Genomic DNA, 14,735 nt, shown 5'->3' with positions numbered 1-14,735 from the left:
AGCCAGTCCGAACTGCACCCCGCCGCGGCGGCCGCGCGCCGACGCGCTGCTCGGCACCGCAAGCCTCAAGCCGCCGCCGTTTTCGCCGGCGCGGCGCCCAGCGCATCGCGGATCGCATCGGCGAGCTCGCTCGCCGCGAACTTCGCGACATAGCCGTTCGCGCCGGCGTTCTTCACGTGCGCCTCATTCGCCGCGCCCGTCAGCGACGAGTGAATGATCACCGGAATATCGCGCGTCCGTTCGTCGGCCTTGATCTGGCGCGTCAGCATGAAGCCGTCCATCTCCGGCATCTCGAGATCGGTTAATACCAGCGCGATGGTGTCTTTCGCGCGCGCGCCGTTTTTCTGCGCGTCGCGCGCGACCTGCTGCAGCGTTTGCCACGCTTCTTCGCCGGTTTTCGTCATGATGTAGTCGGCGCCGATCGCGGCGAGCGCCTGCTCGATCAGCTTGCGAGCGAAGCCCGAGTCATCGGCGGCGAGGATTTTCGCGCCGCGGCGGATGCCGAGCGCCTGGCCGACCGAGGCCGGATCGACGCTCGGATGCTGCGACGGGAACACGTCGCGCAACACCTGCTCGACGTCGATCACCTGCGCGAGCCGCGAGTCGCCGGTATTGCCGTCGATGCGCGCGATGCTCGTGACGAGCTTGCCGCCCGCCGGGCCATCGGCCGACAGCACCTGGTTCCATTCGAGCCGCACGATGTCGTCGACTTCCTCGACCGCGAAGGCCTGCGTCGAACGCGCGAACTCGGTGACGAGCAGGATGTTCAGGCCGCGCGTCGGCTCGCAGCCCATCAGTCGCGGCAGATCGATCACGGGGATGATCTGCCCGCGGATGTCGACCGCGCCCATCACATACGGCGACGAGCCGGCAATCGGCGTGATGGTCGGCATCGTCGAGATTTCGCGGACCTTGAACACGTTGATCCCATACAGCTCGTGCGCGTCGCTGCCCGGCACGCAGCCGAGGCGGTATAGCAGCAGCTCGAACTTGTTGGAGCTCGTCAGGTTGCTTCGTTCGGTGTTGCGCTCGTGATTGGCACGGTGGTCGTCTGTCATCGGAATCGTTCTCCAGAATTGCGGTGCTGTGCGGTGCCTGTCTATGGTTATCGGCCTCGCTCGAAAAAAGTTCAGCACTGCGTGGTAGTTTCGGCGGCGCGCGCGATTCACGCGCAGGCCGCAAACGTGTGCGCATTCCTATGAGGGTTACTTAAGGTTACAGAAGCGACAGCAGCGTTTCACCTACCTGGCGACGTGCCTCCTAGAATCGACAGCGATAAAAGCGTATCCGTCGTTTCGCTTTCAGTTGCTTTCACCTCAAGGAGAACGTATGAACCGCCTGCCTTCCGTCCCCTTCGCCCGCATCGCCGCCGCCGCATGCTTCGGCGGTCTTCTGACGCTCGCCTCGGTGGCCAGCGCGCAGAGCGCCGCGCCCGCGGACCCGGCCCGCCTGCATGCCGCCGACCAGACCTTCATCGCGGACGGCACGCAAGCCGTCGCGACGCAGCGCGATGCCGCGCGTATCGCCACCGCGCGTTCGGCCGACCGCGACGTGAAGGCCTTTGCCGAGCGCGTGTCGAGCGACGACGCGAAGATCATCGACGCGTTGCGCGCGGCGAGTCCTCGCGGTGTCGACGTGCCGAAGAACGATCCCGATGCGGCCGTGCTCGCGAGCATCAACCACCTGCGCGGCGCGGACTTCGACAAGGTGTACATCGAGCAGGTCGCGCTCGCGGATGAACAGAAGGCGCTGTCCGCGTTCCAGGCGGAAATCGCGTCGGGCCGCGACGAGCAATTGAAGGCCGCCGCGAAACAGGCGCTGCCGACGATCCAGCAGCACTATGCGATGGCGCAGGATCTCGCGAAGCGCAAGCATCTGTCGGTGGCCGCGCAGTAAGCGGCGTCGCGTCGCCACGCGGCAGGCGGCGGTACTTCGAAGCTGGGGCATTTCGGTGATAATCGTGCGCTCCTTCCGACGATTCTTCGCGCCTCCGATTCCGGGTACCGCATGAGCAAGCACGCCAGTCTGCCGCAACAGTTGGACCATCTGCTTCGACAAGCCGTCGCGCTCCAGCAGAACGGCGCGCTCGTCGAAGCGGAGGAACTGTATCGCGAGATACTCGAACTGAAGCCGAAGCATGGCGACGCGTTGCGCTGGCTCGGCGAACTCGCGCTGCAAACGGGCCGCTTGCAGGAAGGCATCGATCTGCTGAAGAAGGCGCTCGCGCTCAACGCCAGACAGCCCGCCGTGCATTCGAATCTCGCCTATGCGCTGAACGCGTTGCAGCGTCATGACGAAGCGCTCGCCTGCGCCGAACGGGCGCTCGCGATGCAGCCGAAATTCGCCGATGCGTTGAATCATCGCGGCAACGCATTGGCCGCGCTGAACCGTCCGCTCGACGCACTCGCGAGCTACGAGCGCGCGCTTTTGCTCGTACCGGAGTTCGCGCCGGCGTGGAACAATCGCGCGTGCGTGCTGCGCGATCTCGGCCGTTATGCCGATGCGCTCGACAGCTGCGACCGGGCGCTCGCGTTGCAACCTGCCTATCCGGATGCGTGGAGCAATCGCGGCAACGTGCTCGGCGATCTGAGCCAGCCGCACGAGGCGCAGCGCTGCTACCAGCGCGCGCTGGAACTTGCGCCTGCTTTCGTCGATGCATGGAACAACCTCGGTCTCGCGCAGATCGATCTGAATCAGCGCGATCAGGCGTTGTCGAGCTTTCAGCGCGCGCTTGCGTTGAATCCGGCGTCGGTCGAAGCACACTGGAACCAGGCGCTGTGCCTGCTGCAGATGGGGCGCTTCGACACCGGCTGGCGCGAATACGAATGGCGTTGGGAGCGCAACCGCATCAAGGCCGCCAGGCGCGCGTTCGTGCAGCCGCTGTGGCGCGGCGATTTTCCGCTCGACGGCAGAACCATCCTGCTGCATGCGGAGCAGGGCCTGGGCGATACGCTGCAGTTCTGCCGCTATGCGACGCTCGTTGCGAAGCTCGGCGCGAAAGTCGTGCTCGAAGTGCCGCGCACGTTGTTGCGGTTGCTGTCGACGCTCGATGGTGTCGACCAGTTAGTCGAAGCGGGGCAGCCGTTGCCGCCGTTCGATTGTCATTGTCCGCTGCTGAGCTTGCCGTTTGCGTTCAGCACGAACGAAGCGAGCATTCCGGCGGCCACGCCGTATCTGTTTGCGCAGGCGGCGGCCGTGAGCGAATGGCGGCAGCGTATCGAACCCGACGCCAACGCTAGCGCGGATGCCAACGCGATCCGGCCACTGAAAGTCGGCCTCGTCTGGGCCGGCGAGAACCGCGCGCACGTCGCGGAACTGCGCAAGATCGACGCGCGTCGCTCGCTCGCGTTCGAGCAACTCGCGCCGCTCCTGGACGTGCCGAACGTACGCTTCTTCAGCGTGCAGAAGGGCGCGGCCGCCCCGCAGCTTGCCGACAGTGCGCACCGTGACCGGGTCGCCGATTACACGGACCTGTTGCACAATTTCGCCGATACCGCCGCGCTCGTCGCCAGTCTCGATCTGGTGATTTCGGTCGATACGTCCACCGCGCATCTGGCCGGCGCGCTCGGCAAACCCGTCTGGATCCTGAACCGCTTCGACACTTGCTGGCGCTGGCTGCTCGAACGCAGCGACACGCCGTGGTATCCGTGCGCGCGGCTGTTCCGTCAACCGGCGCTCGGCGATTGGCGCAGCGTGATCGATGCCGCGCGCGATGCGCTTGCCGAGCTGAGCGCGTCGCCTTCGTGACGTGCCTTCGCGGACACGCGTAGACTGAGCCTCCGTTCATCGACGGCAATGCCACGGAGATTATTCAATGGAATACAGACATCTGGGTGCATCGGGTTTCAAGGTGCCGGTGCTGAGTCTCGGCACCGGTACCTTCGGCGGCAAGGGTGAATTTTTTCAGGCGTGGGGCGCGACCGATGTCGCCGAAGCGCGGCGTCTGATCGACATCTGCTTCGACGCCGGCGTCACGATGTTCGACACCGCCGACATCTATTCGAAGGGCGCGTCCGAGTCGGTGCTCGGCGAGGCGCTGAAGGGCAAGCGCGACAAGGCGATTCTGTCGACGAAGGCGACGTTTCGCTTTGACGACGATCCGAACGGCGTCGGCTCGTCGCGCTTCCATCTGATCAAGGCGGTCGATTCGGCGCTCAAGCGTCTGCAGACCGATTACATCGACCTGTTCCAGCTGCACGGATTCGACGCGAAAACACCGATTCCAGAAGTGCTGTCCACGCTCGATGATCTCGTGCGCGCGGGCAAGATCCGCTACATCGGCGTGTCGAATTTCTCGGGCTGGCATCTGATGAAGTCGCTCGATGTCGCCGACCGTTACGGCTATCCGCGCTTTGTCGCGAATCAGACCTACTACTCGCTGGTCGGGCGCGACTACGAGTGGGAGCTGATGCCGCTCGGTGTCGACCAGGGCGTCGGCGCGGTGGTGTGGAGTCCGCTCGGCTGGGGGCGCCTGACCGGCAAGCTCAAGCGCGGCCAGCCGCTGCCGGAGACGAGCCGTCTGCACAAGACCGCCGACATGGGGCCGCCGGTGCCGGAAGACTATCTGTTCCGCGTGCTGGACGCGCTCGACGAAGTCGCCGCCGAAACCGGCAAAACGGTGCCGCAGATCGCGCTGAACTGGCTATTGCAACGGCCGACCGTCGCGACGCTGCTGATCGGCGCGCGCAACGAGGAGCAACTGCGGCAGAACCTCGGCGCGGTCGGCTGGAATCTGACGCCCGAGCAGGTCGCGAAGCTCGACGCGGCGAGCGCCGTGCGCCCCGCGTATCCGTACTGGCATCAGGAAGGCTTCGAGGAACGCAATCCGAAGGCGGTTTGATCACCGGGTCGACCAGCGGGTCGACCATGTTCCCGGCGCCGTAGCCGGCCCGCGCCGGTGGTCCGGCGCGGCGGCACGCCGGGTCACCGCTTCCCGTCAAGCGAGGCCGCCATTGGCCCGCAACACCTGCCCATTGACCCAGCCCGCATCGGGGCCGACCAGAAACGCGACCACGCCGGCCACGTCTTCCGGCTCGCCGAGGCGTTGCAGCGGCGGCATCTTCGCGAACGTCTCGATCTGCTCGTCGGTCTTGCCTTCGAGAAACAGCGCGGTCGCGATCGGTCCTGGCGCGACCGCATTCACCGTGATGTTGCGCCCGCGCAGCTCCTTCGCGAACACGCGCGTGAACGCTTCCACGGCCGCCTTGGTCGCGGTGTAGATGCCATAGCCGGGCAGGTTCAGCGCCAGCACGCTGGTCGAGAAATTGACGATGCGTCCGCCGTCGTTGAGACGAGCGGCCGCTTCGCGCAGCGTGTTGAAAGTGCCGCGCACGTTGATGTCGAAGGTCTGGTCGTAGAGCGCGTCGGGCGTGTCGGCGAGCGGCGCCGGCTTCATCACGCCCGCGTTGTTGACGAGCACGTCGACGTCGCCCAACTCGCGTTCGGTGATATCGAACATGCGGCGCACGTCGTCGGGCTTCGACACGTCGGCTTGCACCGCGAGCGCCTTGCCGCCGGCTTCGCGGATCGCGCCGACGAGCGCGTCGGCTTCGCCGGCGCTCGATGCGTAGTTGACGGCGACCGCGTAGCCGTCCTGCGCGAGCCGCCGCGCGATCGCCGTGCCGATGCCGCGCGATGCGCCCGTCACGATGGCGACTTTCGCTGGTTGGTTCGTGTTCATCATTCGTTTCCTCGCAGAAGGTGTTGGATCGGTGAGTTGAATCATGAGTGCTTTCGGCGTTGAGATAATCACGCTAGACTTGGCATCATCATTCCGTTCGCTTTAATAATCCGCCGATATGGACCGTTTCGAAGAAATGCGCGTATTCGTGCGGATTGCCGAGCGCCAGAGCTTCACGCGCGCCGCCGACGATCTGCAAATCCCGCGCGCGACCGTCACCAACCTGATGAAGCGCCTGGAGCGGCGGCTCGGCGCGCGGCTGCTCGAACGCACGACGCGCACGGTGCGGCTCACGCCCGACGGCGAAGCGCACTACCAACGCTGCGTGCGCCTGATCGCCGACATGGAAGAGGCCGAGGGGGCGTTTTCCAATCTCGCGCCGAAGGGGCTGCTGCGCGTGAACGTGCAGGGCACGCTCGCGCGGCACTTCGTGGTGCCGGCGCTGCCCGCGTTTCTCGCGCGCTTTCCCGACATCGAACTGATGATCGGCGAGGACGACCGGCTGGTCGACCTCGTTCGCGAGGGCGTCGATTGTGTGCTGCGCGCGGGCGTGCTGCAGGACTCGTCGATGGTCGGGCGGCGCGTTGCGCAACTGCGGCAGGTCACGGTCGCGAGTCCCGCGTATCTGGTCGCGTATGGCGAACCGGCCGATCCTGCCGCGCTGTCGACGCATCGCGCGGTCAACTACGTGTCGAGCGCGACCGGCAAGCCGGTGCCGCTCGAATTTCGCGTCGATGGGCGTGATACCGCGCTCGTGCTGCCGTCGGCGGTGTCGGTCAGCGGCGCCGAACTGTACACGGGCGCGGCCGTCGCCGGGCTCGGCATCGTGCAGGTGCCGCGCTACCGGGTCGACGGCGAGCTGGCGGCGGGACGGCTGCGGGTCATTCTGGCGGACTATCCGCCGCCGCCGATGCCGGTGTCGGTGCTGTATCCGCAGAATCGGCAGTTGTCGTCGCGGGTGCGAGTGTTCGCGCAGTGGCTTCGGGAGATTTTCGAGGCGGTGAGTTGAAGGGGCGAAATGATTAACCCCCGGACATGTGCGCCCCACATAATGTCATTCTCGAGCGCGCAGAAAGCCACCCGATCGACGGTGGACGCACGGAATGACCGGGGAACCTGACCATGAATCGTTTTCGTTCGCTGGGTGTGGTGACTGGCGCAGCGCAGTTCGCCAGCGCCGACATCCTCAGCCGGATCAGCGCGGCGTCGCGCCGGCCGGGCGCGGCGCGCCCGTTTGATCTGATTCTCGAACCGCGCTCGTGGCACGGGCCGGCCACGCCCGATGCGACCGACGCGCAGTTCAAGATCCACGTGTTCGACACGATGCGCGCGTTCGAAAAGCGCGGTGTCGACGCGATCGTGCTGCCGTGCTTCGTTAGCCATACCTTCATCGACGAACTCACGGCCAACCTCGCCGTGCCGGTCGTCAACATCATGACCGCGCTGTCAGTGCATGTGCGGCGTACCTATCCGTCGGCGCGGCGCATCGGCGTGCTGACATCGGACGCGATCCGCGCGAACGGCCTGTTCGAACGCTACTTCGAAGCCGGCCGGTTCGACGTGTGCTATCCGGGCACCGACGCCGGTTTCGACTGCGTGACGAGCGCCGTCTTCGGCGACGAGGGCGTCCGCAATGGGTGCCTGCACGGGCGTCCCGTCGAACTGCTGCGCGCGGCGTGCGCGGATCTGGTCGCGCAAGGCGTCGACGTGATCGTGCCGGGGCTCGCGGAGATCGGCCTCGTGCTGCGTTCGCTCGGGCGTATCGAGGTGCCGCTCGTCGATGCGAACCAGGTGTACGCGCGCTACGTCGCGGCGGCCCAGTACACGCAGCCGGAGCGCGCGTTCCGCCTCGGCGTGGTCGGCGGCATCGGGCCGGCCGCGACCGTCGATTTCATGGACAAACTGGTGCGCCACACGCCGGCCGCGCGCGACCAGGACCATATCCGCATCATGGTCGAGCAGAATCCGCAGATCCCGGACCGTACCGCGGCGCTGCTAGCGCGCGGCGACGACCCGACGCTCGCGCTATATGCAGCCTGCAAGACGCTCGAGGAGGGCGGCGCGGATCTGATCGCGATGCCGTGCAATACCGCGCATGCGTTCATCGAGCGGCTTCAGCCGGAGCTGCGCGTGCCGATCGTCAATATGCTCGGCTGCACCGCCGATTATCTGCGCGAGACCTTTCCGGGCTTGCGCGAAGTGGGCGTGCTGGCCACCTCGGGCACGCTCGCGAGCCGCGTCTACGAACAGGCGCTCGACGCGCGCGGCTTCGTGCAGATCGCGCCGTCCGCGGCCGCGCAGGCGCGTCTGATGAACGCGATCTACGGGCCGCGCGGCGCGAAGGCCGGCCAGACGTCGGGCGAATGTTGCGACGACCTCGCGGCGGCCGTCGACGATCTGGTCGCGCGGGGCGTGCAAGTGATCGTGCTCGCGTGCACCGAGTTGCCGTTGCTGTTGCGCGAGCCGGTGCTCGTGTGTCCGGGCGGGCGCGTGGTGCGGCTTGTCGATCCGACCGATGTGCTGGCGAGGCGTTGCGTCGCGTATGCGCTTGGCGACGGTGTTGCGCCTGAGACGCCGATGGATTGCGCGACGCCGGAGGCGGCGGGGTGCTCGCAGGTGGAAAGCGCGCTCGGCTAGCCGGGCGCCGTCATCGCGGCACGAGCCCGTCATGGAAAACTGTATAAACATACAGTATAGTATCCCCCTACAGCCAGGCTTCCGGGCGCCCTTCGCGCCGTGCCGGCTGCACCGAACTTGCGCGGTCGCGAGAGCCGGCCGTCAGAGGTGACCCACTCCTTCACACGGTCGGAAAAATTGTCCTCCAACGACGCAACCCCAGACACCCTCGCTCACACCCCCCAAAGCGGCAACCCGAGCAGCAACAGGATCCAGGGCACGATCCGCATTCGCGGCGCGCGCCAGCACAACCTGAAAAACGTCGATCTCGACGTGCGCACCGGCGAAATGACGGTCGTCACGGGGCCGTCGGGCTCGGGCAAGTCGAGCCTCGTGTTCGACACGCTGTATGCGGAAGGCCAGCGCCGCTACGTCGAAACTTTTAGTGCGTACGCGCGCCAGTTCCTCGACCGGATGGACCGGCCGCAGGTCGACCGCGTCGACGGCGTACCGCCCGCCATCGCAATCGACCAGACCAACCCGGTGCGAAGCTCGCGCTCCACGGTCGGCACGATGACTGAGCTCAACGACCATCTGAAGCTGCTATATGCACGCGCGGCCGAGCTATTCGACCGCCAGACCGCTCAGCGGGTGCGCCACGACACGCCGGAGACGATCTACGCGGAACTGCTCGAGCGCACCGCGCTGCAGGAGCCCCGCCTCGTCGTCACGTTCCCGGTCGAGCTGCCGGACTCGGCGTCCGAGCAGGAGGTCGAGCAGTGGTTGTCGGCGAGCGGCTATACGCGCGTGCAGGCGCAGCGCGAAGTCGATTCGGCGACCGGCAGGCGCAAGCTGCTCGACGTCGTCGCCGATCGCTTCCGGCTGCGCTCGGTCGACAAAGCGCGCGCGATCGAGGCAATCGAGGCATCGCTGAAGCGCGGCGGCGGGCGCGTCAACATTTACGTGCTGCCGGCCGCGTCGGACGAAGCGCAGACCGAAGGCACCGAGCCGCGCATCTGGCGCTTCTCCACCGGTCTGCACAGCCCCGAAAGCGATCTGCGCTATGCCGACCCGCAGCCCGCGCTGTTCTCGTTCAACTCGGCCTATGGCGCGTGCGACGCCTGCCGCGGCTTCGGCCGCGTGATCGGCGTCGACCTCGGTCTCGTGATTCCGGACGCCCGCAAGACGCTGCGCGAAGGCGCGGTCAAGCCGATGCAGACGCCCGCGTGGAAGGAGTGCCAGGACGACCTGATGCGCTATGCGGCGAAAGCCGACATCCGCCGCGACACACCGTGGGGCGAGCTGAGCGAACGCGAGCGCGGCTGGGTCATCAACGGCTCGCCGGACTGGAACGGCAAGTGGCAGGCGCATTGGTACGGCGTCAAACGCTTCTTCGACTATCTCGAATCGAAGGCGTACAAGATGCATATCCGCGTGCTTCTGTCGAAGTACCGCAGCTATACGCCGTGCGAAACCTGCGGCGGCGCGCGCCTGAAAACCGAATCGCTGCTGTGGCGCCTCGGCAGCAAGGCCAACGCGAACCAGGTGCTGGCGCCCGCGCAACGCTTCATGCCGCGCGGCGTTCAGTGGTCGCGCGCGCAGCTCGAAGCGTTGCCGGGCCTGACCGTGCATGACCTGATGCTGATGCCGATCGAGCGCATCCGCCGTTTCTTCGACGACATCACGCTGCCGAGCGCGTTGCTCGACGACGCGCTGAAGCTGCTGCTCGCCGAGGTGCGCACGCGCCTCAAGTATCTGTGCGACGTCGGCCTCGGCTATCTGACGCTCGACCGGCAAAGCCGCACGCTGTCGGGCGGCGAGGTGCAGCGCATCAACCTGACCACGGCGCTCGGCACGTCGCTGACCAAGACGCTGTTCGTGCTCGACGAGCCGAGCATCGGTCTGCATCCGCGCGACCTGAACCGCATCGTCGAGGCGATGCACCGGCTGCGCGACGCGGGCAATACGCTCGTCGTGGTCGAGCACGATCCGTCGGTGATGCTCGCGGCGGACCGGCTGATCGACATGGGGCCGGGGCCCGGCGAGCGCGGCGGCTCGATCATTTTCGACGGCGCGCCCGAGGCGATCCGTTCGACCGGCACGCTGACCGGCGAGTACCTCGGCGGCCGGCGCCATGTCGCGGATGCCGCGCATTGGTCGCGTCGCGCGGTCGACGCGAGCACGCCGCGCATCGTGCTCGAAGGCGCGAGCGAGCACAATCTGCGCGACGTCACGGTGGAAATCCCGTTGCAGCGGCTCGTCTGCGTGACCGGCGTGTCGGGTTCCGGCAAATCGACGCTGCTGCAGGACGTGCTGTATCCGGCAATGGCGCGCCACTTCGGGCTCGCCACCGAAGCACCCGGCGCGTTCAACGCGCTGAATGGCGCCGATCAGGTCACCGACGTCGTGTTCGTCGACCAGTCACCGATCGGCAAGACCGCGCGCTCGAATCCGGCCAGCTACGTCGGCGCGTTCGACGAAATCCGCAAGCTGTTCGCGAAGGCGCCGCTCGCGCAGCAGCGCGGCTACGGCCCCGGCATGTTCAGCTTCAACTCGGGCGACGGCCGCTGCCCGACCTGCGGCGGCTCGGGCTTCGAGCACATCGAAATGCAGTTCCTCTCCGACGTGTACCTGCGCTGCCCCGATTGCGACGGGCGTCGTTATCGCGCGGAAATCCTCGAGGTGAAGATCGAACGAGGCGAGTCCGCGCGCGCGTTGAGCATCGCCGACGTGCTGGAGTTGACCGTCAGCGAGGCCACCGGGTACTTCGCGAAGGACGCCGAAGTATTGCGCGTGCTGCAGCCGATCGTCGACGTCGGGCTCGAATACGTGAAGCTCGGCCAGCCGGTACCGACGCTGTCGGGCGGCGAGGCGCAGCGGCTCAAGCTCGCCGGCTTTCTCGCGGAGTCGGCGCAGGCGCGCGGCACACGCGGCGCGAAGCAGGTGGTCGCGAAGCGTCTGTTCATGTTCGACGAACCGACCACCGGTCTGCATTTCGACGACATCGCGAAGCTGATGCAGGCGTTCGGCAAGCTGCTCGCGAGCGGTCATTCGCTGATCGTGATCGAGCACAATCTCGACGTGATCCGCGCGGCCGACTGGATCATCGACCTCGGTCCCGAAGGCGGCGACGGCGGTGGCCGCGTGTTGTGCGCGGGCACGCCGGACGAAGTCAAAGCGTGTGCCGAATCGCATACCGGCCAGGCACTGTTGCACTACGACCGCGCGATGGACACCGCGACCGAAGCGCAGCAGGGCATCCCGCTGCAGAGGGCATTGAGCGCGGCCCGCGCACGCCGCGCGATCGAAGGCGAGGACGTGGTGCGCATCGTCAACGCGCGCGAGCACAATCTGAAGGCGCTCGACGTCGACATTCCGCACGGCAAGTTCAACGTGATCACCGGCGTGTCGGGCTCGGGCAAATCGACGCTCGCGTTCGACATCCTGTTTCATGAAGGTCAGCGGCGCTACCTCGAATCGTTGAACGCGTATGCGCGCTCGATCGTGCAGCCAGCCGGCCGGCCCGAAGTCGACGCGGTGTACGGCATTCCGCCGACCGTCGCGATCGAGCAGCGGTTGTCGCGCGGCGGCCGCAAGAGTACCGTCGCGACGACCTCGGAGGTGTGGCACTTCCTGCGTCTGTTGTACGTGAAGCTCGGCTTGCAGCATTGCATTCACGACGGCACGCCGGTCACGTCGCAGAGCGCCGAATCGATTGCGGCGCAGTTGCTGCGCGATCACAAGGGCCAGCATGTCGGCTTTCTCGCGCCGCTCGTCGTGAACCGCAAGGGCGTCTACACGGACCTCGCGAAATGGGCAAAAGCGCGCGGCAATACGCATCTGCGTGTGGACGGCGAGTTCGTGCCGGTCGATCCTTGGCCGAAGCTCGACCGCTTCCGCGAGCACACGATCGAGCTGCCGGTCGCGGACCTCGTCATCTCGGCCGATCATGAAGCGGAACTGCGTGAAGCGCTCGATCAGACGCTCGACATCGGTAAAGGCATCATGCATCTGCTCGCGCCGCTCGACGGCCTGCACGACGCGATCAACGGTGGTCAGTCCACCGCGAAGCTCGGCGACGTGAAGGTGTTGTCGACGAAGCGCGCGTGTCCGGTGTGCGGCACCAGCTACCCCGAACTCGATCCGCGCATGTTCTCGTACAACAGCAAGCATGGCTGGTGCACGAGCTGCGTCGGCACCGGGTTGTCGCTGACGCGCGAGCAGCGCGCCGCGTACGACGACACGATCGTCGTCGACGACAATCGCGGTCGTGAGCAGAGCTTGCCGTCGGAGGAGCAGGAACCGGAAGGGCTCGTCGACGAGCCGTGCCCGGATTGCACCGGCACGCGTCTGAATCCGGTCGCGCGCGCGGTCACGTTCGACTCGCAGGCGATCGTCGATGTCGCGCAATGGACCGTGTCCGACACGCGCGCGTGGATCGATAAGCTGCACATGACGGGCCGCGACGCCGAAATCGCGCGCGACGTGGTCAGTGAAATCGGCAGCCGGCTGCAGTTCCTCGAAGAAGTCGGGCTCGGCTATCTGAGCCTCGATCGCGCCGCGCCGAGTTTGTCGGGAGGCGAAGCACAGCGCATCCGGCTGGCCGCGCAGCTGGGCAGCAACCTGCAGGGCGTGTGCTACGTGCTCGACGAGCCGACCATCGGTCTGCATCCGCGCGACAACCAGATCCTGCTGAACGCGCTGCGCAAGCTCGGCGACAAGGGCAATACGCTCGTCGTCGTCGAGCATGACGAAGATACGATCCGGCGCGCCGATCACATCATCGATATCGGGCCGGGCGCGGGCAAGCGCGGCGGCACGCTGATCGCGCAGGGCAGCGTCGCGGACCTGTCCGCGCAGCCCGAGTCGCTGACCGGGCGCTTCCTCGCGCAGCCTATCGTGCACCCGCTGCAGCCGCGTCGCGAGGTGGTCGCGCCGGGCAAGCGCGCCGTCGCGGTGCCGGAGAACTGGCTGACCGTGCATGGCGGCAAGCTGCACAATCTGCGCGACGTGACGGTCGGCATTCCGCTCGCGCGGCTCGTCGCGGTGACGGGCGTCAGCGGTTCCGGCAAATCGACGCTCGCCCGCGACGTGTTGATGACCAATCTGCTCGATGCGGTCGGGCGCTCGGTGCTGTCGTCGCCGGCCACCCGCCGCGCGCGCGCGGCCGCTGAGGAGAAGCCAGCCGCGAACCGGCGCTCGAGCGTGCTCGCGCGCTCGGCGCCGCGCGCGCCGCTGAACGTCACGCATACGTGGCAGGGCTGCGATTCGGTGACCGGCTGGGAGAGCATCGACCGCGTGCTCGAAGTCGATCAGACGCCGATCGGCAAGACGCCGCGTTCCTGTCCCGCCACCTACATCGGCGTGTGGGATGCGATCCGCAAGCTGTTCGCGGGCACGCTGGAGGCGCGCGCGCGCGGCTATACCGCGTCGCGTTTCTCGTTCAACACCGGCGAGGGTCGCTGCCCCGCGTGCGAGGGCCAGGGCGTGCGCACGATCGGCATGAGCTTCCTGCCCGACGTGAAGGTGCCGTGCGACGTGTGCCACGGCCAGCGCTTCAATCCGGAGACGCTCGCGGTGACGTGGCGCGGCAAGAATATCGGCGACGTGCTGACCATGGAAATCGACGAAGCGGTCGAATTCTTCGCGTCGATCACGAACATCGGACATCCGCTGCAACTGATGAAGGACGTCGGGCTCGGCTATCTGACGCTCGGCCAGCCGTCGCCGACGCTGTCGGGCGGCGAGGCGCAGCGCATCAAGCTCGTCACGGAGCTAAGCAAGGTGCGCGACGACATCACGCGGCGGGGCCAGAAGCCACCGCACACGCTGTACGTGCTCGACGAGCCGACGGTCGGACTGCATATGGCGGACGTCGCGAAGCTGATTCGCGTGCTGCATCGGCTGGTGGATGGCGGGCATAGCGTCGTCGTCATCGAGCACGACCTCGACGTGATCGCCGAGGCCGACTGGATCATCGACCTCGGTCCGGAGGGCGGCGTAGGCGGCGGTACGATCGTTGCGGCAACGGATCCGGAAAGCCTGGCGCGCGTGAGCGCGAGTCACACGGGCGCGGCTTTGCGTCCGGTGCTCGCGCGCACCGCGGCTAAGGCGACGCTGGCCGGCGAAGGGACGAACGGCTGAGATGACGTGTGCCGTTGCAACCGCAGAGGTTGCAACGGCAGCGCCTCGCGATTGCTGCATTGCGTCCGATCATCCGAGGCTCGACCAACACCGCGCATGAGCGCTTTCAAATCATACGAAAGCGCCCGACGATGTTTCAATAAAGAAACATTTTCGAACGCACGATATATCTGCATTTGGATATTAATTTCCCACCGGAACGAATGGCCACGGAAACGCCTAATGCCGAAGCCGATAAATTTACGGTTTGCGAATAAAATACCGAATTGCGCGGGCGTTATCGCGAGTTAAGCAG

8 protein-coding genes are annotated in these 14,735 nt (G+C 66.5%); 6 read left to right on the top strand and 2 right to left on the bottom strand.

The window, feature by feature from the left end:
• Positions 1 to 65 precede the first annotated feature (65 nt).
• Positions 66 to 1,058: a chemotaxis protein CheV gene (locus F6X42_RS03715; protein WP_187632908.1), complete on the bottom strand. Its 993-nt coding sequence runs from the start codon at positions 1,056 to 1,058 to the stop codon at positions 66 to 68.
• 271 nt (positions 1,059 to 1,329) lie between these two features.
• Here F6X42_RS03715 and F6X42_RS03710 point away from each other — a divergent pair, with 271 nt between their 5' ends.
• The 3 genes from F6X42_RS03710 to F6X42_RS03700 all read left to right on the top strand — a co-directional run bounded on the left by F6X42_RS03710 (position 1,330) and on the right by F6X42_RS03700 (position 4,840).
• The gene (locus F6X42_RS03710) at positions 1,330 to 1,896 is read left to right on the top strand and encodes a DUF4142 domain-containing protein (protein ID WP_187632907.1); all 567 of its coding nucleotides are present in this window, start codon (positions 1,330 to 1,332) and stop codon (positions 1,894 to 1,896) included.
• A 111-nt stretch (positions 1,897 to 2,007) separates the two neighbouring features.
• Positions 2,008 to 3,747 carry a tetratricopeptide repeat protein gene (locus tag F6X42_RS03705; protein ID WP_187632906.1) on the top strand — a complete coding sequence of 580 codons (1,740 nt, stop codon included), beginning with the start codon at positions 2,008 to 2,010 and terminating at the stop codon, positions 3,745 to 3,747.
• Between the two features lie 67 nt (positions 3,748 to 3,814).
• Positions 3,815 to 4,840, top strand: a complete 1,026-nt coding sequence (locus F6X42_RS03700; RefSeq protein WP_187632905.1) for an aldo/keto reductase — start codon at positions 3,815 to 3,817, stop codon at positions 4,838 to 4,840.
• A 96-nt stretch (positions 4,841 to 4,936) separates the two neighbouring features.
• Here F6X42_RS03700 and F6X42_RS03695 read toward each other — a convergent pair whose 3' ends face one another.
• Positions 4,937 to 5,680 (bottom strand): SDR family oxidoreductase, encoded by a 744-nt coding sequence (locus tag F6X42_RS03695; RefSeq protein WP_187632904.1) that lies wholly within the window; start codon positions 5,678 to 5,680, stop codon positions 4,937 to 4,939.
• Between the two features lie 118 nt (positions 5,681 to 5,798).
• On the opposite strand from F6X42_RS03695, the gene F6X42_RS03690 reads away from it, so the two are divergent.
• The 3 genes from F6X42_RS03690 to uvrA all read left to right on the top strand — a co-directional run bounded on the left by F6X42_RS03690 (position 5,799) and on the right by uvrA (position 14,440).
• A complete protein-coding gene (locus F6X42_RS03690; protein ID WP_187632903.1) occupies positions 5,799 to 6,689 on the top strand; it encodes a LysR family transcriptional regulator in 891 nt (296 codons plus the stop codon).
• A gap of 113 nt (positions 6,690 to 6,802) precedes the next feature.
• Entirely contained in the window at positions 6,803 to 8,317 is a 1,515-nt protein-coding gene (gene cuyB, locus F6X42_RS03685) for a cysteate racemase (protein ID WP_187632902.1), read from the top strand.
• A gap of 177 nt (positions 8,318 to 8,494) precedes the next feature.
• On the top strand, positions 8,495 to 14,440 hold the full coding sequence (gene uvrA, locus F6X42_RS03680) for an excinuclease ABC subunit UvrA (RefSeq protein WP_187632901.1): 5,946 nt from the start codon (positions 8,495 to 8,497) through the stop codon (positions 14,438 to 14,440).
• Positions 14,441 to 14,735: the final 295 nt, after the last annotated feature.

This window comes from Paraburkholderia podalyriae (assembly GCF_014397785.1).
In the GTDB taxonomy this organism is placed as follows: Bacteria; Pseudomonadota; Gammaproteobacteria; order Burkholderiales; family Burkholderiaceae; genus Paraburkholderia; species Paraburkholderia podalyriae.
This window is presented reverse-complemented; position numbering and strand designations above follow the sequence as displayed.